Raw genomic sequence first — 25,140 nt, forward strand, 5'->3', positions numbered from 1 at the left:
ATATTAAATCAACACGACTTTATGGGGCTTGTTCTGCAATTACTCAGTTTAATTTTACCTTTTATCCAGCGGCCCCTTATTAATCACCTATAACTTCCTTTATTTTAAGAGAAAAATGAATATAAACATCAGGAAAATCCTTGACAGGCAGCCAGTACCGAATGGCATTCTTTTCAGGATTAATCTGGTATACGCCCTTATTAGATGACAATGCTTCATTCGCTCTACAACCTTTATGCTGTTCGGGAGTACCCACCTGATAACATGGCACTCCCGGTTGAAATCCTATCTCCTTTGCAACAACATTGACTGCTATCACTGTTCTGTCCTTATGTATTAAACGAACAGCTGCAGGGAATCTATCCCACATCATATGAAAAGCCTCGATAACTTTCGGATCGATCATTAAATACTCCCCCTTTTGTTTATCTGCTAAAAACTATTTGTTAAGGAACTTTTGTCTAAAAGCCGTAATTGTCTCTCCTCCCATACCCCAATTATCAATATCCACTTCGTCAATTACGACAACCGTAGTAACAGGATTCTTTCCCAATACATCCACAAGAAGCTGCGTTGCTCCCTGAATCAATAGTGCCTTCTGTTCAGGGGTAGCTCCTTCTTTGGTAATTCTTATGTTTACATATGGCATCATTACCACCACCTTTCCTATTCGTTTTCAATGCCATTAACGCTAACAACGCAATGATTAAAATCACAACTGCAAAAAGACTAGGCGCTACGATATTGAAACTTTTTTGAAGATACGCCGCAACAATCGGTCCTATGATCTGGCCTAAGGCATACACTGCTGTTAATTCCCCGATGGCCTGCATTTGAAATTCTGGTTTCATTCGGGAAGCCAATGTAATTGTTAAGCTGGTTATCCCCATAAAGGTTCCGCCAAATAAAGCGCCTCCGGCTAAAGCACTAATCTGATTTGGGATTATAACCGGCAGAATAATTCCCACGGCCTGCATCCCATACGCCAGCATCAAGCTCGTCTTTATACCTGTCTTCTGGGCTATTTGTGACCAGAGATATGTTGAAAAGGCTGCCGACAAGCCAATCAATACCCAACTTTGATTCGCAATATGACTGAGCTCAGGCATTGATTTTATCATTTGCACGACAAATGTGGCTGTAATGATATAGCCAATACCTTCCAGTCCGTAGCTGGCAAGAATAATATACCACTCAGAATTTCTCACAAACATAACACGGCTTTGTACCTGTTTTAATTCCACAACATCATGGCGCGACGCCTTCGCTAAAGTGTACCACGCGACGATTCCCAGTACACTTCCGCCTAGAGCTAAGCCCTGCCAGGTGGCTGTCCAGCCGCCTATGCTATCAAACATCGGAACAAATATGCCGGTAAACGCAATACCAATGCCGACTCCGCTGTAAAGATAGCCAGCCCAATCACTTCGCCCCTGTCCTAAAGTAACGCTTGAGGCAACGACAAATAATATTGCGCTAAGAAAACCGGAAAGCAGCCTCAGCAAAGTCCAAAGGTAATCATTTACTGTAAACGGCATAGCTGCCAGCAAAATCACACTGGTAACTAGTTCTGCCCCCAGCCAAGCTCTTATATGCCTGCCGAGCCATTGCTTTCGAGAAATATAGGCTCCAATAAAATAGCCTAAATAGTTTGCCGAAGCCATGACTGCAATTTCCCAATTCGATATACCAATATCTCGCTGCATTAGTGGAATAATTGGCGTAAATCCAAATCGCGAAATTCCCATTGCTAAACTTAAAGCACAAATTCCACCTATGAGTGTTGAAATACTACGACCATTTTTCGACTTCGTCACCACCTAGTCAAGAATACAGTTTCATGTTACTATAAAGGAGCCGCCATTAGAAGCGATTAGTTTCTATGATGGCAATCGGATTTATCTATGGGAGCTGTTAAAGATGGATTTGGAAGATATAAAAGTATTCCGTGAGGTAGCAGTACATGGTTCCATGACCCAAGCGGCGGAAGCTCTGGGATATGCGCAATCCAGCATTACTGCTCGCATACGAAAGCTAGAAGTAAACTTAAAAGTAAATTTATTTTATCGCAATGCAAAAGGAGTGCAGCTCACTCCCTCCGGTCAAATTTTCTTAGAACAGGGATTAAAGATTACACGACTTGTGGAAGAATTGCACCACCGCTTAAGTTCAAGTGAAATACCTGGCGGATTGCTGCGACTTGGCTCTATGGAAACAACTGCAGCGATTCGCCTGCCTTCACTGCTCAAGAAATATCATTCCTTATACGATATGGTCGAGTTGTCCCTTCAGACGGGTCCTACGGAATACCTAATTAATCAAGTTCTAAATTATGGACTTGACCTTTCCTTTGTGGCAGCACCTGTTAACCATCCCGAAATTACAGAAATTGAAATTTTTAGAGAAGAGATGGTCCTGGTTGCCGAAAAAAAAGAAAATACCCAAAATGTTTTGGATATGATAAGAAATAGAACGATATTGGTTTTCCGTCCGGGCTGCTCTTATCGGGCATTGCTTGAGCGATATTTATTGGAGAGTAATATTATACCCCTGAGGCGTTTTGAATTTGGTTCTCTAGATGCTATTATCGGTGGCGTCTCGGCTGGCATCGGAATTTCCTTATTACCCAGGTCTGTTATAGAAGATAAGCTTCAGTCAGGCGTACTAACCGCCTACGAGTTGCCACCTCATATACAAATTTGCACAACAATGCTAATACAAAGAAAAGATGTAACCCCAACGGCAGCCATGACTAATTTTGTTGATCTAATAACCCATCCCCTTGACGGACGAAAATAAGGGAAGCCAGTCGGCTTCCCTTGTTCGGCTTTATAAGAATAATTTAATCTAACAACATCTAATGTCTTTACGTATACCGGATATGGGAAATGTGTTGGATGGTTCATCTATTTCATCGATTGACACCTTTCACAGAAAGCCGCGCATGTCTTATCCTCCCGAATATGGGCGGCGCCCCATTCGGCCAGCTTTACCAAGGGGGGGATCATGCTTTTCCCCTTTTCTGTCAGCGTGTATTCCACTCTCGGGGGAATTTCATTGTACTGTTCACGATGGACAAGACCGGCTGCTTCCAATTCTTTTAACGACTGCGCCAACATCATATTAGTTACCCCCGTCAATTTACGCTTAATACTGCTGTACCTTGTCGGCAATCCCCCGGCAAGCATACAAATTATTGGCAGCTTCCACTTACCGCCTACGATATCTATGGCATAGCGGATCGGGCAAAGTAGATTCTCTCCGGCAGTTGTTTCCTCCATAACTTCTTTACTCATGTACAGTTCCTTTCGCCAGGTATGTTTTTCATACTTAATCATTTAAATCTGCGTACTTGTATTAAACTGATTTTATAATAGAATAATACCATAAGCTAGTCAAGAAACAAAAGAAAATTTATTGAGGAGTGATTCGGCGTGAAAGAGGTTCTGGATTTTTTAAAGGAAAACAAGGTATTTTACCTCGCAACAACCAGCGGAGATCAGCCACATGTCCGGGCAATGGGGTTTGTAATGGAGTATAACGGAAAACTGGCTTTTTGTACTTCCAATCAAAAAGACATGTATCAGCAGCTTACGCTTAATCCCAATGTGGAAATTTGTTGTGTTGCTGCCAACTATAATACCCTTCGCCTCTGCGGCAAGGCGGTGTTCTGCACTTCGGCGGAAACACAACGGAAGGCTCTGGAGGTCATGCCTGCTCTTGGTAAGATGTACGCCGTGGGTGATGGCAAATTTGAGATATTCTGTTTAGACGATGCACAGGCGGTCTGCCAAACCATGTCGGGTGAAAAGAAAACATTGGCTGTTTAGGGTTGAAATCGTGTCCAGGGAACGGCAGACCGTATGAAAACCATTTTACATAATTAAAAGGACGGGGTTGCCGACACACAGGTGTCAGCAACCCCGTCCCCTGTAAGATGGACATGAATGTACTTGATGTAACATCATGCCTTTTTATTTTTCCAGTTCCTCAGCTATAATTTTTAAGTTCTCAATAATATTAATATGTTGAGGACAGACTCTTTCGCAGTTGCCGCAGGCGATGCAGTCCGAAGCTTTTCCTCCCTGCCTGGCCGCAAACTGATAAAATTGCTTTGCGTGGAGAAAATCGTCGTAGACCATTTTACGGTTATACGCCGCAAAAACATTGGCAATGTGTATTTTCTGCGGGCAGCCTTCAACACAATATTCGCAGGAAGTGCAGGGAATGCACGGTATCTCACTAAATGCCTGCCGCGCCTTCTCAACAACGGCTCTCTCGCCTTCAGTAAGTGGTTGGAAATGTTCCATATAGGAAACATTGTCTCTGACCTGCTCGATGGATGACATCCCGCTCAGTACAGTGACGATATTGTCCAGCGAAGCCGCATACCGGATTCCCCAAGAAGCAACAGACATTTGGTGATTCGCTTCTTCGAATATTTTTTTAACGCTGTCAACCGGGTTTGCCAGAGCGCCTCCTTTGAGCGGTTCCATAACGACGATGGGTTTGTTGTGTTTCAGAGCCACCTCGTAGCACTTGCGCGCCTCGATGGAGTAGCTTTCCCAATCGGCATAGTTGAGTTGGAACTGGACGAATTCCATCTCAGGATGCTCGGTTAGGATTTTGTCTATCGCATCTGCTTTGTCATGAATGGAAAAGCCGATATGACGTATGAGTCCTTTTTCCTTCAATTCCCGAACATAATCCCACATCCCGAAGTCATCAAAAATTTTCGTACGGCTTTCGCCCAAGTTATGAAGCAGATAAAAATCGATATAGCCTGCTCCGGTGCGCTTCAGTGAAGTCCAGAACATATTCTTGGCTTCTTCTTCCGTTTTCACAATCCATACAGGGCACTTTGTCGCGATTTGAAAACTCTCGCGCGGATAGCGGTCAACGATTGCAGTTTTCATCGCCGCTTCGGATTTGCCGCCGATATAGCCCCAGGAGGAATCAAAATAACTGAATCCTTTGGACATAAACAGATCGACCATTTCTTTTGTCTGTTCCATATCAATTTCTTCACCGATCATCGGCAGCCGCATAAATCCAAAACCGAGTTTCGGAATATTTTCACCTAAATATGTCATACTGACCTCCACAAAATAATTTTAGCAAGAATTAATATTTTTTTATTATTTCCTTATAAACTTTGACTATCGGTTTCTCATAAGCACATACATGAATGAATTGCTCGTCGCTAATTATTTCCACTTTACCAAGCTGCCTCCCATTCCAAGCCCATTCAGTCATAAGTTCTTTGACGATTTTTTCCTTTTCTGAATAAGGCAATTCCAAGTCTGCAGCAACCGGAATACCATAAATGGTATTCATCATCTTCAAATGTTCCCTCCCTTCATACACTTTTCCAATATCCTAATAACCGGCCTATCCGAAATATTTTAACGGTAGAGAATGAATATTCACTCCTTAATTGTAATAGTATTAACGTTTGATTGCATCCCATACAACTTCTACTCCCGCGTTAATAGTGGCATCATCAGGCTTAGGCTCTGTATGATTTTAGCGTTTAGGAATGAACGTTCATTTATTATGGATATAAGTTTACTCTAAAATAATCCAATCGTCAACTCCTTTCATTTCAGTCAGGTTGCAGCCGGGATAATAGTGTCAAAGACAATAGTGTCAAGGGAGGGGGTTGCCGACACACAGGTGTCATTAACCCCGTCCCCTTTAAGATTTCTGTTGTTCAGTCGATTTGAGACTTAATCCGTTTTAATATTTAAATCGGCTTTGGAACAGGTACTGTCCCCGCCTGCCTTTAAATGCTGGTTTGCACCTTCAATATCACTTTTCATTTTCGCATATCGGAGGCTTAATGCTCCCTCTTCAATCAAGGTAAGCTTCCATTGCCCTTCTTCAAGGAGCAAGGTCCACACTGACTCGAAATTTTTGTTTTTCTTATCGCCTTCAACCACTTCTCCGGTTTTATCATTTATAAGATAGTCGATTAATTTAACTTTGACCAGCAATACTACCCGGGAGCCTTCTCCATCACCGGTTGTTTTTTCGTTATATTCTACGTACAACGGCTTAACGGAGAGGATTTTATTTAACTTACAATAATTGCTCAACCCTTCGCTTTCCCATTCATCCAACACCGTAATTTTCTGATTTTGCCAGTACCAGTCTGTCATCCATTCTGTTGCCTGACTCACATCGCTCTTTTTCCAGGCATAGTATACATGAGTAATTACTTCATAAGCTCTTTGATTTAATACCGTCCAGCGAAAGATGTTGTTTATTTTTGCTAATTCAGTTAAAGCCTTGCTAGCCCTGTTACTCGCTACTTTTTCTTTAACCATAATATATAGAAGTAGAGGCAAAAAGATTATTGTTAGAATAATTACAATTGCCTTTCCATACCAGGTTTTAGTGGCCGCCTTTACTATCATCCCGCCGGGCGCTGCATAGGTAACATCAGGTAATGCAAAATTGCATACTACGCACACGATCAATCCAAGACATAACAAATATAATATTTTTTTCATATCTCTCCCTCGATTCTTGGGAATTGTATTTTTATAAAGAAGATTTAAATTAATCCGTACCGGAAATCATGATTACCTTGTCTTTCATAGAGGACGGGTTTATCGACAAATAAGTTAAATTTGTTGTTGATAACTCCGTCCCCCCGACAGACAATTTTCTAATCTTTATAAGCCTCATAAGCCTTTGGTACAGCTTCATTTAAGTACCAAAGCCAGAATTCTCTTCTTTTATCAATACTAGAATTTTCTTCGGTAGAAGCTCCTCCCGCATATGCTATAGCAGCATAATATGATGCATCCCAACTGAAAGGATCTAATTCATCATCGAGAACTCTACTATCAATATGATCACTAACAAGGGATTTATCAAGATAAGAAGTGCATACTGCACCAATAGTTGCAAAACCTACATAACATGCCATCGAAGATTCATTTTCATAAAGCATCTCTTCACAATCAGTCCAAAAATTATTTTTTATATGCCGCAATGCATCTTTTCCAATATTACTATTAAAATAGTCATCTATCATTTTGAGTATTTCTATCAACCTATTATCATTAGGTCGTTCACTATTCCATATATTCATAACATGTTTTACACATAGAATATCTAACTCTGCTCGCCTTCTTAAGCCTATTGTTTGAATTACTTTTCCAGCATCTTTAGCTCCGTATTCCCCAAATTTATTCCATACCTTTCTTCTGATAGGTAGAACTAATTCACCTTTTGGATGAGAAAAAACGCCTCGCTTTGCTTCATCTAACATCACCAATAATTCTGTGGACAACAGTTTTATCCCCCTTTACCATAATATCTTAGAAACTTCTCCATTTGGATGAAAGATTCTTGTCATTTCGGGATCTGTCACAAATTTTTCCTCACCAGTGTACGCAGCATGTTTTTGAAAATATCCCTGACAATCTGTACACATTTTTCGATTTACCCCAATAGGACTATCCGTTAGAAGAGAAAGTTGTTTTTCTGCATGACAAGCTTGGAACTGCCCTGGGATTCCGTGATCGTTACTTCCAGAGTTCTTTAATTTATGCCCTATCTCTTCACTATAATCCATAACTTCTCTAGGTTCTACTCGGGTGCATTCTGTTGGGGCTATCGTAGTTTTACCATCCCATCCACTCATAGTTTTCTTTCCATTTGATGCAAAAGTTTTTGTACCAAATTTCTCCTCATACTGCTCTCCAACTTCTGCCGCCCGTTTATACGCTGCCCGAGATTGTTCAATCTCTTTAGCATATTTTTTTGCCATGTTCTCCGCAGCCTTCCCGCTTCCTTCCCCAGCTTCAATCAGCAATCTTGGAAATCGAAACGGAGTTCCATGGCCCATGCCGTCGGCGCAGAGGACGAGGGATTCTTCCCAGACAATCTTCGGCTTGGGTATTTTCTCCAGGGCCTTTAATGCCATGGTTTTGCCTTTGCCTAAGACCACGCGGCCGGCTTCTTCGGCCGCCGTTTTGGCGATTTTCGCCCCTCTGGCCGCTATTCTGGCGGCATCTTCGGCAGCATTAATTGCTGTTTTGGCCACTACCGATGCCTCTTTGGCCGCTGTGGCCCCTAGCTTTACCCCTTCGGCGAGCTTAGCTCCGGCTTTGGCCCAGGCGGCCCCCGGTACGGCACAGGCAAAGTTCAGGGCGGCTTCCCCGTAGTTGCCCCGGCCTATGGAGATAGCCCCATTGACGACACTGGCGGCCGAACCAATGACCGGACAGCAGCTGGCTATGTCCAGCACGGTCTGGACTTTGTCGATTAGCGGCTCTTTTTTGAAAGTCTCCCAGGCCGCTTCACCTACACTGGCAATTTTGCCCAAAATAGATTTCTTTTTCGGCTCTGCCGGTTGTTCCACCGGCGGGCAAGGGGATTTATTGGCGCCGTCGACAAGTACGTTGCCGCCATAGAAGTTAGTTTTGTTGTCTTTCAGGATGATGCTGGCCGGTCCGGAAAAGCCATAGACTCCCAGCATCCCTTCGATGTCGATGTTCTTTGCCGCTTCCAGACGGAGGCCCTGTTTGGCCCCGAATACAATGGGCTTAGTACTTTCGATGGTGATTCCGTCCGCATCGTTAAGTTTTATGGCTATTTTTTCAGCGGCGCTTTCATCGACGGTAAAGGATACGGTATCCGGGGAAAGGAACAGTTCTTTGCGTTCATAGTTGGTGAAGTAGCGGTTGTTATAGTCCGCTGTCTTGGGGCATTGACCGCCGTTTTTCCGGGCGTTGGTCACGAGGATCGCATTGGCCTCATAGCCGTCTTTAAAGTACAGGTTGACGCTTTCCCCGTTATGGGGCATGCAGTAGAGGAAGTTGCCTAAATCCGAAGCATAAGGAAACCAAAGCGCTGCGGATTTCTCCTGCCTGGCGTCGATATCCAGGTGGACCTGGGAGTTGATTCCCCGGCTGTCCAGTACTTTGCCGGGTAGGGAGACCCCCTGAATGTTACGGTTTTCCGGGTTGGCCAGCGCCATTTTTTCCGAACCAGCCAGCATATAGGCGCTGGTTAGCACACCTTTGTCGACTTTGCTGACAATATGGACAACGGTCAATTTTTTGCCGCCATAGTCGACGAGATCTCCCAGCCGCAGTATTTCGTGCCCCTTTGCCTGATAGGTGATAAAATCTTTTTCTTTCACGCTGTCATCGGCGTTCAGGGCAACTTTCAGATAGTTGCCCAGTTCGCTGCGGCTTGCCTGTTCCGCTGTTTGAGTCAACGACTTGGCGGAAAGGTTGGGCAGTCCCAGCCAAAAGCGCGGCCGGTGGCTGCTATCGCAGTATTCGGGAACCAGTACAGTCCCCTCTCTGGCAGCAATTCGCCGGAGGAAATCCCAGTCCGTTTCCCAGTACTGTACGGCAAACCGGTCGTATTTTTTGCTATCCGGCAGAGTAATTAAAAAGGCTTTGGCAGGATAGTCCTTCAGAACCTCATTGAGCAATTCCTGGTAGCTGATCCCCAGTTGCTGATAAGAACGGGATTTCTTGGCGATATCCAGTTCATAGGTCCAGGAACGTCCCTCGATTTCCACGATTTTAAGGCCCGCTTGATAGCACAGTTCGATGCGTATACATACCCCGGCAAAAAACGGCTGCGGCTGCCCGGGAAGATGGATTTCGATTTTCGCTTTGTCTGCGACTTGTTCAATCTCTTTCGCTTCCAAGGTATCCGGGGCGATGCCCTTTATGTATATTTTACCATGTTCATTGAGAGAATGTACAATTTCCAGGGCCGTTATACGGCTTAGCTCCACCGGCAGAGTACAGGTGATATCGCTAAAGGTATACGCCTCGGGAATTGGGTTCGTCGGGTTTTGGCCGCCCTGTCCGGAGTCTGCCTGGTTTATTTTTTCTTGTTCTTGCTGTTTCAGCGTTCTCCCTCCCTATTGTGCAAGAATCGGGTTTCTCCCTCGCTCTAACCGCCTTGTCCGTCATTGGTAATTCTGATTTTTCCGCCGACGGCGCAGGCGGTTGTGCAGCGGTTGAGCAAGGCCGGTTGTGTCTCAATCAGCACGTCCGTTTTCCCGCCGGCCCAGGGACTGGTGGCGGGCTGGCACGGCCCGTCCAATACGCTGCAGGTTCCGTAGGGCATGATGTTTACATTGGGTACATAGTCCATTGTGTTTAATTGCGGTTGATTTTTTAAAAAGACGCCGTGAGAAAAAGGAATATTCAGGTTGCTTGGTTTGCTGCCTTTGTCGCAGGCGGTTTGCGCGCCGCGAACCACATAGGTGAATTCCCCGCCTCCGGCGGGCGAAAGATTGGTCCCCATATCATACAGGCCCTTGCTCATCTTCTATTTCCTCCCCTTCTGTAGCGATCCGTTTCAATTCAATGCCGTAGGTTAGACGCCTTAGCAGGCTCTCCGCCACGTCCAGCCGGACGACAAGGAACATTTCCAGGGTTTCGGCCAGTTTGAAGATTGGCTTATTGCCGATTTTTGCCGGGTCAAGCACCAGATGTTTGATTCTTTTGTCAGGGTAAAAAACGGCGCTCGCCGCCAGACAGTCGAGTTCTTCGACTCCTAAAAGCCAATACAGAGCCTGGTCCTGCCTTTTTTCCCGGATGATACGGCAAGCCTTGAATATCAGGGTTTTGTCGTATTTGGCGAACAGTTCTTTGATTTCATTGCTGACGAGACAAACCGGACTGGTTATGACGTCGGCATATCGTTCCGTACTGCCGCCGGCTTGCATCACCAGGTTCATGTCATCCCGTTGCCCGGCTTGTTCTTTGGTCAGTAGTTTCTTATTAGCCAGGACGGCAGGAGCCGGCAGGCGAAGTCTGCCGGTGTGTTCGCCTGATTTTAAGCTAAAATATTCCATCGCCTTATACCCCCCGCCGAATGACTTCTTGTCTTTGCCGCGGATCCAACCCCAGACATTCCAGGTTCGTGTCCGGGGAAAAGACCGCTGCCCCCATTTGCGCCCGGGTGAAGTGGCAGTGAGTAAATTCCGCCCGGGAAAAATCGGCGCCGGTTAAACAGCAATCCATAAAATCGCAATCAATGAACCGGGTTTCCCGAAAATTGGCCTGGTTTAATTGTGCGTGATAAAAGTTCACGTTGCGCAGTGTCGCCTGGGCAAAAGAGATGCCCGGCAGAATCCCGATGAATCGTTCTCTGGTTAGATTGCATTGGGCTCCGTCAATATAGTGAAACCGGCTGCCGGTAATTTCCGCCTGGCTAAAGTCCGCTCCCGGCATGACACTGTGGAAGAAATCGGACTTAGAAATCCGGGCGCCGGTAAAATCCGCTCCCCATAATTCGCTGTAGCGAAGCTGGGTTTGTTGAAATGTACTTTTCGCAAAGCGAACGTATTGTAATTCCAGTTGGTCCATATTCATGGCCGGAAAGTCCAGTGCGGTCCACACTTCGCCGGTAAAGCGCCTTTCCTGTTGGGCCAGACTGGTTTGGACGGCTTCCCAGTCCTTGGGACGAATATCATAACGGTATATCTCACGGGACTGGTCTTTGTATTCGCCAATGGTTATGTGGACTACGTCTTCTTTTTCCATGGCGATGAATTCCGGACAGGTTACCGCTTTTTTCATTCCCCGGCGGGCGATTGCTTCTACATAGGCGCCATATCGGGCGGCTTCCGTCCTTTTTATTAAGTCAATGTCATAAACGGTAATCCGGCCGGCATATTTTTTTCGGGCGTCATTCAGCCGGCAGCAAAATTCATGGAGAAAGGAATAGGCCCAGGCGCCATCGTAGGAACCGGCGCATTCCTGTTTATCGAGATACCAGTTTTCATCCAATGCATCCAGGCGATAGCCCCCTTTTCCCTCCATTAACGAGGTATAGAGGAAAGAACAGTGAATATAGGCAATTTTGCCTTTCCGGCCTTGTTCTTGCTGTTTACGGACTTTCCGGCAGAAGCGGCAGAAAACCAGCACGAAGTCTTCGGTCAGCTTTTCTAGATGCGATAGATAGTAGGCGTCCAAAGCCTCCAGGTTTTGGTAATATGGCTCGGCGGCGCCGTTTTTCAAGAGATGCAGCAGTGCTTCATATTGGTTCATAGAAACGGATACCCTCCATCAGTCCCATTTTCCGCAGTCCTCTGTCAATCGACAATAATTCTCCAGAGAAAAATCAACTTGATGAATTTTAAACGGAATGTAAACTTAATTATTTACTTCGTGGCTATAATTGGGAGAAATATTGTCGCCATACATTCAGGGTGCGGAATGTGGGTTTAGTTGGTCTTGACTTCTTCCCCTTTGATTGTAATCAGACCGCTTTTCTCGCTTTGGATGAGCGCCGGCCCGCAATTGATTTTTACGCTTTCGCCCCCTTGAAAAACCACGTCTTTGTCCGCATGAATAAGAATGCTTTCCTGGCTTTTGATCTGGATATCCTTTTCGCTGACAATGGTAATGCCGTCGGCGTCGGTAAGATAAATGAAGATTTTTCCGGCCTGACCGGTAATATAGATTCCTTCCGGCGTAAAGAGCACTTCTTTACCGTATTTGTTGCTGAAGGATTTTCTGTCCGGGTCGGTCCGGGGTGGCGGATTATCGCCGATGCCGCCGGCTGTTCTTTGTTGGCTTTGCAGGGATTCGTCCCGGTTGACCGAGCTTGCCGCTACCGCGTCTTCTTCTTTATGGGTGGGAAAATAAATGCGGACCGTATCGCCCGGTTCCGGCATGGCATAAAAACCACTGCCCGTCGGCGAGGAAAACACGGTAGAGTAAGGAAAATACCAGTCCGCCCCGCTATCCCATGCGGGATCAATTTCTACCAGATACGCTTTGATTTGGTCTTTGGTAACGACCTTTACCTGCGCCATAACGGATACACCGGCAAGCAGGGGATTAAACCGGTCTTTCTGAAAAAGTCCGTTTTTGCTGACCAATAAATAATGATAGGTAAGCACGCCTTGTTCCAACGCCGCTTCGATGGAGTTTACGTACAAGGTATGCTGCAAAAATTGAATACAGTCTCCAATCGTAAACCGGTCAATACTGTCTACCTGATAGCAGATAAAATCCGCCTCGCTTAAACTTGGCTGAGAATGGACCGCGTCATTGGCCTGAGCGGTACGAAATTTTCCAATTTCCTTTTTTACCCGGTATGAGGCTGTCGTGATAGTTTTGGCTTGCTGCCCAATGGGTACGCCAAAGTAGATCTGGACTTTGTCGGAGGTGACGACCGGTACAAGGCCGGTATTGAAGTGTGAGGCCATACGGCGCATAAATTCCCAATCCGTTTCTTTATATTGCACGATGAGTTTTCCGGTTTGTTTTTTTCCCTCCCGGTTGTTGACTTCGGCTTCTCCCCGGACTACCGCCTGAATAACATCATCATACGTGGCGGTCATACGCTGAAAGGAACGGCTGTTTTTCTTTACATCCAGGTTATAGCTGGGGCTGACGACCTGCACTTCGATATATTTTAAATCGGTCGTTTGCTTTTGCTCCACCGTAAGGATGATTCCCTGAAACAGGCATTCGGTCTGGCCGTTTTCATCCACACTGTACAGAGCGGCCGCCGTACCTGCGCCGGTATGCTGGACAGTGTAATCCTCCGTTGCTCTTAACACGCCTTTTACGGTTAAGGCAGCGTGTTCATTGATTTCCTGACGAATGCGCACATCCAAAATGTCCGAGAAATCAAAGGGAACAAAGCGAAGCTTGTGGACGGCTATGGCCGGTCCTGCCGAAGCGGGCAACCCGCTGCCGTTATTCTCATCATTCTGTGGTTCGACCGCCTTGATTCCCATTTTTTCCGCTTTCTCCAGGATTGCCGGTATTTTGTCGGAGATATTGGCGGAAGTAATTCCCAAAACTTTTCCGGTATTGACCAGAGCCATGGCTTGTTCCGGTTTGGCCAAATTGGACTCTACCAGACCGCTTTGCACCGCGCCGCCGATATAGCTTGCTGCCGTTTCTGCCGTTAATTTGCCGCCTGATAAGGCTCCTACCCCGGCGGCTCCGTTCATAAAGGAACTGATTTTACCGGCACCCGAAAGGCCCAGGCTGGATGCGGCATTGACAAATTGCGAAATATTGGCTAGGTTGTTGATCCCCAGAGCCGCCGGCGTTTTGACTCCACCGGCGGCTTGCCCTGCGTTGGCGACAGCTTCTTTTATGCTGCCCGTTGCGCTGATATCCATCGTATCTTTCGGCCTCCTCTACCTTTGTTCCTGATATACAAACTGTAATGTGCCCATCATTTCCAGAGCAACCGGCTTCCAGCGTGCTTGCTCTTTCGCCAAGCAATTGAAGGTAATCAGTACGGCCTGCCCATCTAATACTATACAGCCCATTAGGTTATAGATCTCTTCATCGGCAGCCGGCAGGATAAAGTCATACCAGGCGACCGGCAGGCGGTTTTCTCTATTTTCGATAAAACCTTCTTCTAGAAAGGAGGCTTTCATGCTTTTACCCGTCAGCAGTTTTAAAGCCGCCGCAAAATCGGCTACCTGTTCGTTGCGCAACCGTTGCGCCAATGGTTTTATGGTTAGGTTGACGGTAGTGGTGTAATCGGTAAGAATTACTTGCGGGCGGGATTCATAAGGATATTTGGTCTTTACCAGCTCCATCGGCATATCCTGCCATTCCTCCGGTAAGACCATCCGGATCGTTCCCGCCAGCAAATCACGGGGAGCAAACTGGATTGTTTCCCCCAAAACGGTGACTTGTCCGTCATAAATGGTTTGCGATGTTGTTTCCGCCCGGACTGCGGCTTCCCTCGCTGCGAGTTCTTCCCGTTCTTCTTGTTCCACCATGAGTTTTATAATTTCTTCGTCCATGTATTTCAATGACATAGCAACCTCCTTCATTTGAAATGGGATAAAATTCCCTTAAATCAATAATATGGAATGGAAAATTTTTCTTTTTAAAGCTTATAATAAATTTGTGACAAAAAAGTGACAAAAATAAAAGAGTCCGTATTTTCACGGACTCTTGATTCTACTGTATCTATTAATTTTCAAACTGGCGGAGCGACACGATTTGAACGTGCGGCCTCTACCATCCCAGGTACCAGATAGCCTCCTTAACGCACTAGTTATTAGCGGCCTTTGGAATTTTCATTTGCCCTTGGCTTTTGAGGCCGTGGTGTAGTAGGTCTAGAATTTACGAGACCTTTTTTCATATAACCCTCTTGAAGTCTGGTAGTCATGGCTTTTATTCCTCCTCTTCCCTATTAATATATTCACTGAATTTCGTTATATATACATTTCATCCTATTTGTCCACTAAAAACACCTTTGAAGGACAGCTCGAGGAAATGTTACCATAATAAAAGAGTCCGCGTTCCCGCGAACTCTAGATATTACTTATTTTACTGGTCGGAGCGACACGACTTGAACGTGCGGCCTCTACCACCCCAAGGTAGCGCTCTACCAAACTGAGCTACGCCCCGACTGACAAAGACTATTTTACTTCTTTTTGGCTCCTATGTCAAGCTATATCTTCCGATTACCATTGCAGGCTTGTTTCCCGTATGTAATCCGTCTGGAAGCTATTCGGTAATTCCGGCATAACGGCAGACAATTTCTATCAATCGTACCAATGCCTTAATTGCATACCGTGTATTCTCTTCAATAAGCTGTCCCTTGCTGTCACAGGTGCCCAGGCCGGGAGATATATAGATGTTGCCGTCATAGGCCACTGTTGGAATGACGCCCATTTGGGACAGCCCGGTCTGGAAGAGGTTTGTGCCGGCATACATGTCTTCAATCGAAAAAATGGGAATTCCCATTTCCCGGTTTTGCCATGTTTTTTCATAGTTTACTTCCACCGCTGTTGAGTTGTACGACTTGGATATCAGGATGCCATCCTTCAAATGGTCGGGCAGTTGAATCTGAGCGAATTCTTCTTTTATAATTCGCTCCAGGTCATCAACCGGTTGGGTAAGCACTTGAGGACGGTCCCGCAGCACTTTTAGCGCCTGAATTTGAGTCAATAAAGCTTCCTTGCCGGGATCGTAAGTTACATAGGCAGCTCTTCCATAGGAAGCGGTTGTTCCGTAGCGGTCACCGTGCAGTCCCATGGCCCGGCGAATCGGAACCATATATTCTTCCCGGCCGATAATCAGTCCGCTCGTTGCCGCTCCGGTCGCCTTATCCATGCTGTAGACAATAACATCGGCTCCGTTTTTCAGCGGACTGGCGCCAACAAACGGCAAGCCCCAGGCATTATCAATAACATATGGCAAATCGTAGGAATGGGCCAGTTCCGATAAATATTTCTGCAGCACCGGTGTCCCTTCTTCATCTTTCGCGCCGTAGCCATAACCGGGCGTTTCATAGCCTAAAGACGTAATACCGGCAAGAAAGGGGGCATGAATATCGGCATACTGACTCAAAATCTCGATGGATTCTTCCGGATCAACATTTGTCAATAATGGAACAGGATGATATTTTATGCCATGGACATCATACCAGGCGCCGGCCAAAGGAACAATGACCGTGTCCAGATTGTTCTGACGCTTGCCATAAAAACCGAGTTCACCCGCTGTCGATCCTCTGTCGGCTAAGAAATCTTTAAACCGCGGTGGAAAGGGCCGTCCATATCCCCCTTGGTGATGCATGTGTTTTTCGTAGGGTGCGATATAGCGGGACCGGTAATTGTCGCCGCGCCCCATCATCGGTGGACTGAACAGACTGTCAAAAGTAACCCACAAACCCGCCTCACAAGTGGAGGCAGGGGCCGCGTCAAAATCATCGCCATAAACATCTTTCACCAATTCCCGAATTTCATCGACTAATTTAGCCAAAGGAATGACTTCCGTAGCTCCCGCTTCGCCGGCATGTAAAATATCGTCCCGCAGCGGTGCGGGACAACCGGAAATAGCACCTGTCAAACCAAACCGACCGCGCAGTTCCTGGGGAATATTCAATTCGTCGGCAGCCCGGCGGGCCTCATTATAAATGTTGGCAATATTCGCCTGCAAGTTGCGATACATTTGAAACTTATACTTGAACTTGCGCATTCTTTGGCCCCCTTATTTTACCTTCACAATAAATTCTACTTCCACGGGCGCATTAACAGGCAATTCCGCCACGCCAACCGCCGACCGGGCATGTTCGCCGGCTTGGCCAAAAACACTTCCCACTAACTCCGATGCGCCGTTAATCACTTTGGGCTGGTCGATAAATCCCGGAGCGCTATTCACAAAGCCAACTACTTTCACTACTTTTTCAATGTTATCCAATGAACCAATCAGACTTTTTATCGCCGCCAGACAGTTTATCGCACAAATTTTGGCCGCATCATAGCCTTGGTCCACATTCAAATCCTTACCCACTTTTCCCTTATATTTTAATTGCCCGTTTTCAAAGGGAATTTGACCGGAAGTATATACATATTCGCCGATTTTTACGGCAGAAACATAGGCAGCCACCGGTTTTGGCGCCTCCGGAACAGAAATTCCAAGTTCCTTAAGTTTCGTTTCCGCACTCATTTAATAACCTCCTTACCCTTTTTTAAGCTTAAAAAAATGAAAACACAAGCTGCAACCTTTTTACGCCGATTTGACCGTATTAAAAAACAAAAAAGGCTCTCCCCATTAGTATGAGAGAACCTGTTCCTTCTTATTCTTATTGGCAAAACCGGCATTTTTATATGACAACGGCACCGCGCAAATCGATATCCATTACTATATACCGGGACACCACTTCGTGTTTTTCAAACGCTGCTACCATAGCCTCCCCGATGGTGTCGCAATTTTGCCGGGTAAACGCCACCAGACAAGGCCCTGCCCCGCTGATAGCGGCCCCCAGCGCACCGGCCTGGATAGCACTTTGAAAAACAGCGGCCATACCCGGAATCAATTTTTCACGATAAGGCTGATGGATGCGGTCCGGCAGCGCATATTGCAAAAAATCCAGTTTTCCCTGGGTTAAAGCCCCAATCAATAGGGCGGCGCGGCTAATATTAAAAACAGCATCTTCCAGGGATACCGCATCCGGCAAAACCTGGCGGGCCACTTGCGTTGACAGTCCAAAGGCCGGTATAGCCACAACCAGCTTCAGTTCCGCCGGCGGGGTAAAATTCAGGCAATGAGCGTTTTTCCCCTCGACAACGCTGAGCGTAATTCCGCCATAGAGAGCGGGGGCTACATTATCCGGATGCCCTTCGATTTGAGTTGCCATATTGAAAATTTCTTCCCGGGACAGTTGATTGCCCGTAGCCACATTCGCGGCTACCAGACCGGCTACAATCGCTGCCGCGCTGCTGCCGAGCCCGCGGGCCAGGGGAATAGTATTCTCCATCCGCAGAACAATTCCCCGCTCCTTTGTCCCAACCCGGGTTAACACGGCCTGAATCGCTTGCAAGGCAATATTATGCTCATCACAGGGAATCATTCCGGCCCCTTCGCCGCATACTTCAATGCTTAGTCTCTCTCGTCCGGACAGGGTCAATTCCAATTCATTATAGATCGTACAAGCCATACCGATACTGTCAAATCCTGGACCGCAGTTTGCTGTCGTTCCGGGGACCCGCACTTTAACTAAAGTTCCCATTTCCCCTCCACGTACCCTGATTAATCAATTTCTTCCGCTTCAACCCGGATTACACTGCGAATTTTAGTGACAACATGCATGCCGGAAATGGTGCTCATGGCCAAACGGAGATTGGCATCCAAAACCCGGTAAGTAATCAATACAATTTCTGAATAATGATCCACTTTCCGTTTTTGAATTACCGAATGCAAGCTTACCTGCTGGGCGCCGAACGCTCCGGCAATCGCAGCCAGCACACCGGGTTTATCTTGCACCAATAAGCGAATATAATAGGGCGACTCTGTATGTTCCACCGAATAAATCGGCGTTTGTTCAAAGCAAGTGCACAAGATCCGGCTGCTGACCTGATTCTGCAGGTCTCTTGCTTCATCAATAATATCACCGACAACCGCACTGGCCGTGGGCAATGAACCGGCGCCCCGGCCGTAAAACATCGTTTCCCCCACTGCATCGCCTTTAACATAAATAGCATTATATACATCGTTCACCGCTGCCAGAGGGTGCGTGGCCGGAATAAACGCCGGATGAACCCGGACAGAAATTCCCTGGTCGTCCCGTTTGGCAATTGCCAGCAGTTTAATAACATAACCTAACTCTTTCGCATAATCGACATCTTCGAGAGAAACATTCGTAATGCCCTCTACATATACATCCTCCAGCGAAACTCTGGTTCCAAAGGCAATCGAAGCGAGTATGGCAATTTTTCTGGCTGCATCCCAGCCACCGACATCGGCCGTCGGGTCTGCTTCCGCATATCCCTGGGCCTGGGCTTCCTTTAATACGCTATCAAAATCCAGATGTTCCCGGGTCATTTTGGTCAGCATATAATTGGTAGTACCATTTACGATTCCCATTACTTCCGTAATCTGATTGGCCGCCAGACACTGTTTCAAGGGCGTAATTATGGGAATACCGCCGCCCACGCTGCCTTCGAACAGAAAATCCACATGGTTCTTTTCCGCCGCCGCAAAGAGTTCCCGTCCATATTTGGCCACAACGTCCTTATTGGCCGTGACAACGTGTTTACCGGCATTTAATGCCTGCAGCATGTAATCCTTAGCCGGTTGTTCTCCGCCCATGACTTCCACGATAATATCAATATCCGGGTCATGAATCACCTCGGCCGCGTCCGTTACAATGTCCGCATCAATCTTACTTCCCCGCGCTTTTTTGGGATTGCGGACCAATATCTTTTTTATTACAACCGGAGCGCCGACTTTTTGCGCGATACTGCCGGCGTTTTCCGTCAATATTTTTACGATGCCCGTTCCTACCGTACCAAAACCCAGCAGACCGATATTGATTACTTCTTTCATAAAGCGTGCCTCCCGTTAAGCTTGTCCCAGTACTTCCAGCCGTTTCACCCCGTCCACCATCCGCAGTTTATCTAAGAGGGCTTCCAGGTCAATTGCCAGGTTCGCTGTTTCGATCGAGATGGTAGCGTTAGCCACTCCCTGCAGTGGTATACCCTGATTAATGGTCAACACACTGCCCCGTTCATTCGCAATGGTATTTAATACTTTCGATAATACCCCCGGCTTGTGCTCGAGCAATAAGGCCAGCGTAACAATTTTCTCCTGGCTGGCTTCGTAAAAGGGAAATACATAATCTTTATATTTATAATAAGCGCTGCGGCTTAATTCCATTTTTTCCACAGCTTCGTTAATTGTCCGGGCTTCTCCCCGTTTTAAAAGTTCCTTTACTTTGATAGTCTTTTTAATTGCTTCCGGCAGAATTTCTTCCCGGACAAGATAAAAAATTGACTTTTGTCCCATTATCATTTTATTTTCCTCCCCCGGTGTTGCACCTATGGATAATTATCTTTTCACAGTAGACATTATATCATTAGCCTAACATAGAATACAAGTAAAATATAAAAAAAATAAGTCAGCCTATACAGACTGACTTTTTTTTTTAAAAAATAATGCATATCAGACCGCCGCTGCCTTCATTAACGATTTTTTGCAATGTATCCCGCATTTTGCCCTGGGCATTTTCGGGCATGCTTGCCAATTTGTTCTGAATACCTTCCCGGACCAGCGAATTTAATGACTTGCCAAATAAATTGGTACGCCAGATTTTTTCCGGTTCGCCTTCGAATTCCCGCATTAAATATTGAATTAAGTCTTCACTTTGTTTCTCAGTGCCGATAATGGGCGATATTTCAGCCTGGACCTCCGTCCGGATCACATGCAGTGAAGGCGCGGACGCCCGCAATTTCACGCCAAACCGGTTGCCGGTACGGATAATTTCCGGTTCTTCCAGCACCATTTCATCCAATTGAGGCGGAACAATTCCATAGCCGGTCTGACGAACCTGCTCCAGGGCATCGGCCATTTTGTCATATTCCCGTTTCGCCACCGACAAATCTTTCATTAGACGCAGAAGATGATGCTCCCCTTCAATGGTAAAGCCGGTCAGTTCTTCCAGCACCTGATAGAATAAGTCGTTACGGGCGGTAATTTCAATGACCGCAATTCCGGACCCCAAATCCATATCATGCAGGATCACGTCGGCGATAAAATCATATCCGGACAAATCGTCAATGGCTCTGTCAATGTCGCGTAACCGGCGCACATATTGCACCACTTCCCGTACAGCCTCGTCAAATTTCTGGCGGAGCCATTGCTGCTCTTCCAGTTCTTCCACCCACTTGGGCAAGGTAATATTAACTTCTTTAACCGGAAACTCATAAAGTACTTCCTGTAAAATAGCATAGATATCATCCTGATTCAACTGCGCGCAGTCTACCGGAATAACCGGTATATCATACTTGCTTTCCAGCTTGGCTACTAATTCCCGCGTTTCCTTAATTGTTGGCTGGCTGGTGTTGAGGATTACCAGAAATGGCTTCTGCAATTCCTTTAATTCATTAATAACCCGCTCTTCGGCGGCTATGTATTTTTCCCGGGGCAATTCGGTCACTGAACCGTCGGTAGTGACTACCAGACCGATCGTGGAATGTTCCGCAATGACTTTCCGGGTTCCTACTTCCGCTGCTTCTTCAAAAGGAATTTCCTCATCAAACCAGGGGGTTAAAACCATCCGCGGACCAGCTTCCTCTTCATAGCCCAAAGCGCCTTCCACAGTATATCCCACACAATCAACCATTCTGACTTTTACCGATACATTATCATTAATATCAATTTTGACCGCTTCATTGGGAATAAATTTCGGTTCGGTCGTCATGATTGTCCTGCCGCCGGCACTCTGCGGCAGTTCATCCTTGGCTCTTTCTTTGTCATAGGGGTCACTAATGTTTGGTAATACCATGGTTTCCATAAATCTTTTAATAAAGGTAGACTTTCCGGTCCGCACCGGACCTACGACGCCAATATAGATATCACCTCCCGTACGTTCGGCAATATCTTTAAACAGGTCGAATTTTTCCATTTTATCCATTTTCCCTCCCCATATTGCATTTATGTAAGACTATGAGCACAAAGCCCAAAAGCTCCTCAGTCATCCCTCCCTTGATCTTGAGTACCTACGGCGAGAAGGACTGGTATTGCCAAAAATGCAGGAAAACCCCAATTAATCATTATAAATATATGACAGGCAGCCCAGAATATTACAAAGTAAAAAAGAGTATGGAAACTCCATACTCTAAAATCTGCCAGTCTATTTTTTTTCCCAGTTCACAGGGTCAATTACAACTTCTTCCACTTCATGGGTTCGGCCCCGGGACATCAGGTCGAGAACGGCATCCCGGGGAGAATGGGCCTGATACAATACTTTATAGGCCTGTTCCGTTATCGGCATTTCCACCCCCAGCCCCTGGGCAAGCTGATAAGCGGCAAGGGTAGACCGGATCCCTTCCACAACCATTTTGGTTTCCGTTTCAATTTCCTGCGTGGTTTTTCCCTGGGCAAGCAGAATTCCCGCCCGCCGGTTGCGGCTGTGGCAGCTTGTGCAAGTTACGATTAAGTCGCCAATCCCGGCGAGTCCGGAGAAAGTAAGCGGGCTGGCCTGCATGGCCACCCCCAGACGGGTAATTTCGGCAAGCCCCCGCGTCATCAATGCCGCTTTGGTATTATCGCCAAATCCCAGTCCTTCCGCGGCACCGGCGCATAAGGCAATGATATTCTTCAACGCGCCGCCCAATTCTACACCGATAAGATCCGGATTGGTATAGACCCGGAAATAAGGCAACATGAAAATATCCTGTACTGTTTCCGCCACCTGGCGCGACCGGGCGGCTACCACAGTCGTACTGGGATATTGCAGGCCTACTTCTTCGGCATGATTGGGACCGGATAAAACGGCAATCCGGTCCGACCAGACAGGCAGTTCTTCTGCGAGTACTTCCGACATCCGTTTTAGGGAATTCAGTTCCAATCCTTTAGCGGCATTAACAAAAATCGTATCTTTATCAATCGTTGCCGCGGCGATTGCCGCTGCCGTCCGGCGAACGGCGTGAGAGGGTGTGGCAATTACCACCAAATCTGCTTTATGGACGGCTTCCGACAGGTCCGCCGTAATACGAACGGTCTGCGGCAACAGCACATCCGGCAGATACGCCGCATTTTGCCTGGTTTGCCGCATCACATCGACTAACTGGGAATTGCGCGCCCACAATACGACTGGGTACTTCCGGCCAAGCATGCCTGCAATAGCCGTTCCCCAACTGCCGGCGCCAATTACGCCAATTTTCATGGATCAATCACTTCTCCTTTTTTGCATTGCCCATACTGCCCGCTTTAATCTTTAATTCTGTTCCTTTTAATAAACGTTCTATATTGGCTTTATGCCGGATAATGACAAAGAGAGCGGCAATAATGCTGAAATATAAATACTCCGTCTGCTCACGAAACAGCCAGACCAGGACCGGCAGCAAAGCGGCGCCGACAACGGAACCCAGCGAGACATAACGGGTCGTAAAAACAATGACCCCCCAAACAAGGAAAATAATTAAAGTCACCTTGGGAACCAGCATCGCAATGACTCCCAGGCCGGTGGATACACCTCGTCCCCCTTTGAAGCCTAAAAAAACAGACCAATTATGACCGGCAATGGCGGCAATTCCGCCCAGCAGCTGCGCCAAAGGCGTTCCTACCAGCCACGACCCCAAGTAAACACCGGCCACCCCTTTTAACATATCCGAGACGAACACGGCCAGGGCGGGCCAGGGTCCCAATACCCGGAACGCATTGGTCGCACCGATGTTTTTGCTGCCAAACTGACGAATATCGACTCCCGTCAACCCTTTACCGATCAGCAAACCGTTGGGAATGGACCCAATTAAATAACTCAAGCCAATCACCGCAAGCAGATTCATTCCTTCTCCCCCACTCATAAATCTGTTATTCGTCCTCCTTGCGTCCGCGCACAACCAATTTTAACGGTGTCCCCTCAAACCCAAAAGCTTCCCGCAACTTATTTTCCAAAAACCGCAAATAAGAAAAATGCATAATTTCCGGTTCATTCACAAAAAACACAAAGGTTGGCGGTTTCACATCGGGCTGCGTGGCAAAATAAATCTTCAACCGTTTCCCCTTGTCCGTTGGAGGAGGATTAATTGCCACCGCATCTTCAATGACTTGGTTTAAGACACTGGTCGCCACCCGCATGGCGTGCTGTTCGGCTACATATTTGACCAGTTCCGTAACCCGGTGCACCCGTTGTTTGGTTAATGCCGAGGCAAACAAAACCGGTGCATACTGCATGAAGGCCAGTTCCCCGCGAATGGTTTCGGTAAACCGCAGGGAGGTTTTGCCGTCTTTTTCAACTAAATCCCATTTATTCACGACAATAACCACAGCCTTGCCGGCTTCATGGGCATACCCGGCAATTTTTTTGTCCTGCTCCGTGATTCCGTCTACGGCATCAATGACCATCAGCACTACATCCGAACGATCCACAGCCCGTAAAGAGCGGATTACACTATACCGTTCCACGGGCATATCAATTTTAGCTTTACGCCGCATTCCCGCCGTATCAATCAGGACAAAATCGGTGCCATCCTTGTTAAAATGGGTATCAATCGCATCCCGGGTCGTACCGGGGATATCACTGACGATGACCCGTTCTTCTCCAATCAGCGCATTGACCAGCGACGATTTTCCCACATTCGGCCGGCCGATAACGGCTACCTTGATTTCATCGCTATTCTCGGCGATTTGCGGCTCGGACGGCAGGTTATCGACAATCTTGTCCAGCAAATCCCCCATATTCAGGGCATTGACGGCGGAAACGGGCAGCGGATCGCCGAGTCCCAGATTATAAAATTCGTAAATCTCATTCTCGTCTTTTATACTGTCTACTTTATTTACCACCAGCAATACCGGTTTATCAGCATTGCGCAAGATCGTGGCAACATCTTCATCGGCGGCCGTCAATCCGGTCTTGCAATCAACCACAAACACAACTACGTCCGCTTCCTTAATAGCCAGTTGGGCCTGCTGCCGCATGGCGGAGGTAATCCGGTCCGACGATTCCAGTTCGATACCACCGGTATCAATCATGGTAAATTCATGGCCGGTCCATTCCGCTTCCATGTAAATCCGGTCACGGGTAACCCCGGGAATATCTTCCACAATGGAAACTCTTTTTTTGGCAATCCGGTTAAATAATGTTGATTTGCCTACATTAGGCCGGCCTACGATGGCAACAATCGGTTTACTCATGCTATATCACCCTTATAAA

General features: G+C 46.8%; 25 protein-coding genes and 1 tRNA gene. 2 read left to right on the forward strand and 24 right to left on the reverse strand.

Annotated features, from left to right (window positions below; all coding sequences use genetic code 11):
* Positions 1 to 79: 79 nt before the first annotated feature.
* The 3 genes from LUCIF_RS06665 to LUCIF_RS06675 are packed head-to-tail and all read right to left on the reverse strand — an operon-like array spanning position 80 to position 1,817.
* A complete protein-coding gene (locus LUCIF_RS06665; RefSeq protein WP_122627093.1) occupies positions 80 to 406 on the reverse strand; it encodes a hypothetical protein in 327 nt (108 codons plus the stop codon).
* A 33-nt stretch (positions 407 to 439) separates the two neighbouring features.
* The gene (locus tag LUCIF_RS06670; protein ID WP_243638695.1) at positions 440 to 652 is read right to left on the reverse strand and encodes a 2-hydroxymuconate tautomerase family protein; all 213 of its coding nucleotides are present in this window, start codon (positions 650 to 652) and stop codon (positions 440 to 442) included.
* Complete coding sequence (locus tag LUCIF_RS06675) at positions 603 to 1,817, reverse strand: YbfB/YjiJ family MFS transporter (RefSeq protein ID WP_207857112.1); 1,215 nt, start codon at positions 1,815 to 1,817, stop codon at positions 603 to 605. Before LUCIF_RS06675 ends, LUCIF_RS06670 begins: the two co-directional genes overlap by 50 nt.
* Before the next feature lie 103 nt (positions 1,818 to 1,920).
* On the opposite strand from LUCIF_RS06675, the gene LUCIF_RS06680 reads away from it, so the two are divergent.
* Positions 1,921 to 2,799: a LysR family transcriptional regulator gene (locus LUCIF_RS06680; RefSeq protein WP_122627096.1), complete on the forward strand. Its 879-nt coding sequence runs from the start codon at positions 1,921 to 1,923 to the stop codon at positions 2,797 to 2,799.
* Positions 2,800 to 2,906: 107 nt separating this feature from the next.
* Here the strand turns inward: LUCIF_RS06680 and LUCIF_RS06685 are convergent, their stop codons facing one another.
* A complete protein-coding gene (locus LUCIF_RS06685) occupies positions 2,907 to 3,296 on the reverse strand; it encodes a winged helix-turn-helix transcriptional regulator (protein ID WP_122627192.1) in 390 nt (129 codons plus the stop codon).
* A gap of 138 nt (positions 3,297 to 3,434) precedes the next feature.
* Here LUCIF_RS06685 and LUCIF_RS06690 point away from each other — a divergent pair, with 138 nt between their 5' ends.
* Positions 3,435 to 3,830, forward strand: coding sequence for a pyridoxamine 5'-phosphate oxidase family protein (locus LUCIF_RS06690; protein WP_122627097.1), 396 nt, complete (start codon positions 3,435 to 3,437; stop codon positions 3,828 to 3,830).
* 144 nt (positions 3,831 to 3,974) lie between these two features.
* On the opposite strand, the gene LUCIF_RS06695 is transcribed toward LUCIF_RS06690, so the two are convergent.
* From LUCIF_RS06695 to der, 20 genes are all read right to left on the reverse strand, one after another.
* Positions 3,975 to 5,093 carry an aldo/keto reductase gene (locus LUCIF_RS06695; protein WP_122627098.1) on the reverse strand — a complete coding sequence of 373 codons (1,119 nt, stop codon included), beginning with the start codon at positions 5,091 to 5,093 and terminating at the stop codon, positions 3,975 to 3,977.
* A gap of 31 nt (positions 5,094 to 5,124) precedes the next feature.
* On the reverse strand, positions 5,125 to 5,346 hold the full coding sequence (locus tag LUCIF_RS06700; protein ID WP_207857114.1) for a hypothetical protein: 222 nt from the start codon (positions 5,344 to 5,346) through the stop codon (positions 5,125 to 5,127).
* 383 nt (positions 5,347 to 5,729) lie between these two features.
* Entirely contained in the window at positions 5,730 to 6,515 is a 786-nt protein-coding gene (locus LUCIF_RS06705; protein WP_122627100.1) for a TIM44-like domain-containing protein, read from the reverse strand.
* A gap of 158 nt (positions 6,516 to 6,673) precedes the next feature.
* A complete protein-coding gene (locus LUCIF_RS06710) occupies positions 6,674 to 7,303 on the reverse strand; it encodes an Imm5 family immunity protein (protein ID WP_122627101.1) in 630 nt (209 codons plus the stop codon).
* Between the two features lie 15 nt (positions 7,304 to 7,318).
* Positions 7,319 to 9,772 carry a contractile injection system protein, VgrG/Pvc8 family gene (locus LUCIF_RS06715; protein WP_122627102.1) on the reverse strand — a complete coding sequence of 818 codons (2,454 nt, stop codon included), beginning with the start codon at positions 9,770 to 9,772 and terminating at the stop codon, positions 7,319 to 7,321.
* A gap of 161 nt (positions 9,773 to 9,933) precedes the next feature.
* Positions 9,934 to 10,311 carry a DUF4280 domain-containing protein gene (locus tag LUCIF_RS06720; protein WP_207857116.1) on the reverse strand — a complete coding sequence of 126 codons (378 nt, stop codon included), beginning with the start codon at positions 10,309 to 10,311 and terminating at the stop codon, positions 9,934 to 9,936.
* Positions 10,292 to 10,843: an imm11 family protein gene (locus LUCIF_RS06725; RefSeq protein ID WP_122627103.1), complete on the reverse strand. Its 552-nt coding sequence runs from the start codon at positions 10,841 to 10,843 to the stop codon at positions 10,292 to 10,294. The genes LUCIF_RS06720 and LUCIF_RS06725 overlap by 20 nt, the downstream gene beginning before the upstream one ends.
* 4 nt (positions 10,844 to 10,847) lie before the next feature.
* Positions 10,848 to 12,041 carry a pentapeptide repeat-containing protein gene (locus LUCIF_RS06730; protein ID WP_122627104.1) on the reverse strand — a complete coding sequence of 398 codons (1,194 nt, stop codon included), beginning with the start codon at positions 12,039 to 12,041 and terminating at the stop codon, positions 10,848 to 10,850.
* 176 nt (positions 12,042 to 12,217) lie between these two features.
* Complete coding sequence (locus tag LUCIF_RS06735) at positions 12,218 to 14,137, reverse strand: contractile injection system protein, VgrG/Pvc8 family (RefSeq protein ID WP_122627105.1); 1,920 nt, start codon at positions 14,135 to 14,137, stop codon at positions 12,218 to 12,220.
* Positions 14,138 to 14,155: 18 nt separating this feature from the next.
* Positions 14,156 to 14,791 carry a hypothetical protein gene (locus LUCIF_RS06740; RefSeq protein ID WP_122627106.1) on the reverse strand — a complete coding sequence of 212 codons (636 nt, stop codon included), beginning with the start codon at positions 14,789 to 14,791 and terminating at the stop codon, positions 14,156 to 14,158.
* A 521-nt stretch (positions 14,792 to 15,312) separates the two neighbouring features.
* Positions 15,313 to 15,389 (reverse strand) — tRNA-Pro (locus LUCIF_RS06745).
* Between the two features lie 99 nt (positions 15,390 to 15,488).
* Entirely contained in the window at positions 15,489 to 16,961 is a 1,473-nt protein-coding gene (locus LUCIF_RS06750; RefSeq protein ID WP_122627107.1) for a PLP-dependent aminotransferase family protein, read from the reverse strand.
* A 12-nt stretch (positions 16,962 to 16,973) separates the two neighbouring features.
* The gene (locus LUCIF_RS06755; protein ID WP_122627108.1) at positions 16,974 to 17,432 is read right to left on the reverse strand and encodes a RidA family protein; all 459 of its coding nucleotides are present in this window, start codon (positions 17,430 to 17,432) and stop codon (positions 16,974 to 16,976) included.
* A 157-nt stretch (positions 17,433 to 17,589) separates the two neighbouring features.
* Positions 17,590 to 18,495: a homoserine kinase gene (thrB, locus tag LUCIF_RS06760; protein WP_122627109.1), complete on the reverse strand. Its 906-nt coding sequence runs from the start codon at positions 18,493 to 18,495 to the stop codon at positions 17,590 to 17,592.
* Between the two features lie 20 nt (positions 18,496 to 18,515).
* Positions 18,516 to 19,811 (reverse strand): homoserine dehydrogenase, encoded by a 1,296-nt coding sequence (locus LUCIF_RS06765; RefSeq protein ID WP_122627110.1) that lies wholly within the window; start codon positions 19,809 to 19,811, stop codon positions 18,516 to 18,518.
* A 15-nt stretch (positions 19,812 to 19,826) separates the two neighbouring features.
* A complete protein-coding gene (locus LUCIF_RS06770) occupies positions 19,827 to 20,276 on the reverse strand; it encodes an ACT domain-containing protein (protein WP_279386948.1) in 450 nt (149 codons plus the stop codon).
* Between the two features lie 133 nt (positions 20,277 to 20,409).
* Complete coding sequence (gene spoIVA / locus LUCIF_RS06775; RefSeq protein ID WP_207857128.1) at positions 20,410 to 21,897, reverse strand: stage IV sporulation protein A; 1,488 nt, start codon at positions 21,895 to 21,897, stop codon at positions 20,410 to 20,412.
* A gap of 219 nt (positions 21,898 to 22,116) precedes the next feature.
* Positions 22,117 to 23,151: an NAD(P)H-dependent glycerol-3-phosphate dehydrogenase gene (locus LUCIF_RS06780; RefSeq protein ID WP_122627111.1), complete on the reverse strand. Its 1,035-nt coding sequence runs from the start codon at positions 23,149 to 23,151 to the stop codon at positions 22,117 to 22,119.
* A gap of 7 nt (positions 23,152 to 23,158) precedes the next feature.
* Positions 23,159 to 23,773 (reverse strand): glycerol-3-phosphate 1-O-acyltransferase PlsY, encoded by a 615-nt coding sequence (gene plsY / locus LUCIF_RS06785; RefSeq protein WP_122627112.1) that lies wholly within the window; start codon positions 23,771 to 23,773, stop codon positions 23,159 to 23,161.
* Positions 23,774 to 23,798: 25 nt separating this feature from the next.
* On the reverse strand, positions 23,799 to 25,121 hold the full coding sequence (gene der, locus LUCIF_RS06790; protein WP_122627113.1) for a ribosome biogenesis GTPase Der: 1,323 nt from the start codon (positions 25,119 to 25,121) through the stop codon (positions 23,799 to 23,801).
* Positions 25,122 to 25,140 lie beyond the last annotated feature (19 nt).

It is taken from the genome of Allolucifera butyrica, from assembly GCF_900476375.1.
GTDB classification, from domain to species: domain Bacteria; phylum Bacillota; class Negativicutes; order Sporomusales; family UPPP01; genus Lucifera; species Lucifera butyrica.

What these genes read in the sequence shown, in the direction of transcription:
- LUCIF_RS06665 (WP_122627093.1), bottom strand. Translation starts at nt 406, where the DNA reads ATGATCGATCCGAAAGTTATCGAGGCTTTTCATATGATGTGGGATAGA.
- LUCIF_RS06670 (WP_243638695.1), bottom strand. Translation starts at nt 652, where the DNA reads ATGATGCCATATGTAAACATAAGAATTACCAAAGAAGGAGCTACCCCT.
- LUCIF_RS06680 (WP_122627096.1), top strand. Translation starts at nt 1,921, where the DNA reads ATGGATTTGGAAGATATAAAAGTATTCCGTGAGGTAGCAGTACATGGT.
- LUCIF_RS06685 (WP_122627192.1), bottom strand. Translation starts at nt 3,296, where the DNA reads ATGAGTAAAGAAGTTATGGAGGAAACAACTGCCGGAGAGAATCTACTT.
- LUCIF_RS06695 (WP_122627098.1), bottom strand. Translation starts at nt 5,093, where the DNA reads ATGACATATTTAGGTGAAAATATTCCGAAACTCGGTTTTGGATTTATG.
- LUCIF_RS06705 (WP_122627100.1), bottom strand. Translation starts at nt 6,515, where the DNA reads ATGAAAAAAATATTATATTTGTTATGTCTTGGATTGATCGTGTGCGTA.
- LUCIF_RS06720 (WP_207857116.1), bottom strand. Translation starts at nt 10,311, where the DNA reads ATGAGCAAGGGCCTGTATGATATGGGGACCAATCTTTCGCCCGCCGGA.
- LUCIF_RS06725 (WP_122627103.1), bottom strand. Translation starts at nt 10,843, where the DNA reads ATGGAATATTTTAGCTTAAAATCAGGCGAACACACCGGCAGACTTCGC.
- LUCIF_RS06730 (WP_122627104.1), bottom strand. Translation starts at nt 12,041, where the DNA reads ATGAACCAATATGAAGCACTGCTGCATCTCTTGAAAAACGGCGCCGCC.
- LUCIF_RS06735 (WP_122627105.1), bottom strand. Translation starts at nt 14,137, where the DNA reads ATGGATATCAGCGCAACGGGCAGCATAAAAGAAGCTGTCGCCAACGCA.
- LUCIF_RS06740 (WP_122627106.1), bottom strand. Translation starts at nt 14,791, where the DNA reads ATGTCATTGAAATACATGGACGAAGAAATTATAAAACTCATGGTGGAA.
- LUCIF_RS06750 (WP_122627107.1), bottom strand. Translation starts at nt 16,961, where the DNA reads ATGCGCAAGTTCAAGTATAAGTTTCAAATGTATCGCAACTTGCAGGCG.
- LUCIF_RS06755 (WP_122627108.1), bottom strand. Translation starts at nt 17,432, where the DNA reads ATGAGTGCGGAAACGAAACTTAAGGAACTTGGAATTTCTGTTCCGGAG.
- thrB (WP_122627109.1), bottom strand. Translation starts at nt 18,495, where the DNA reads ATGGGAACTTTAGTTAAAGTGCGGGTCCCCGGAACGACAGCAAACTGC.
- LUCIF_RS06765 (WP_122627110.1), bottom strand. Translation starts at nt 19,811, where the DNA reads ATGAAAGAAGTAATCAATATCGGTCTGCTGGGTTTTGGTACGGTAGGA.
- LUCIF_RS06770 (WP_279386948.1), bottom strand. Translation starts at nt 20,276, where the DNA reads ATGATAATGGGACAAAAGTCAATTTTTTATCTTGTCCGGGAAGAAATT.
- spoIVA (WP_207857128.1), bottom strand. Translation starts at nt 21,897, where the DNA reads ATGGATAAAATGGAAAAATTCGACCTGTTTAAAGATATTGCCGAACGT.
- LUCIF_RS06780 (WP_122627111.1), bottom strand. Translation starts at nt 23,151, where the DNA reads ATGAAAATTGGCGTAATTGGCGCCGGCAGTTGGGGAACGGCTATTGCA.
- plsY (WP_122627112.1), bottom strand. Translation starts at nt 23,773, where the DNA reads ATGAATCTGCTTGCGGTGATTGGCTTGAGTTATTTAATTGGGTCCATT.
- der (WP_122627113.1), bottom strand. Translation starts at nt 25,121, where the DNA reads ATGAGTAAACCGATTGTTGCCATCGTAGGCCGGCCTAATGTAGGCAAA.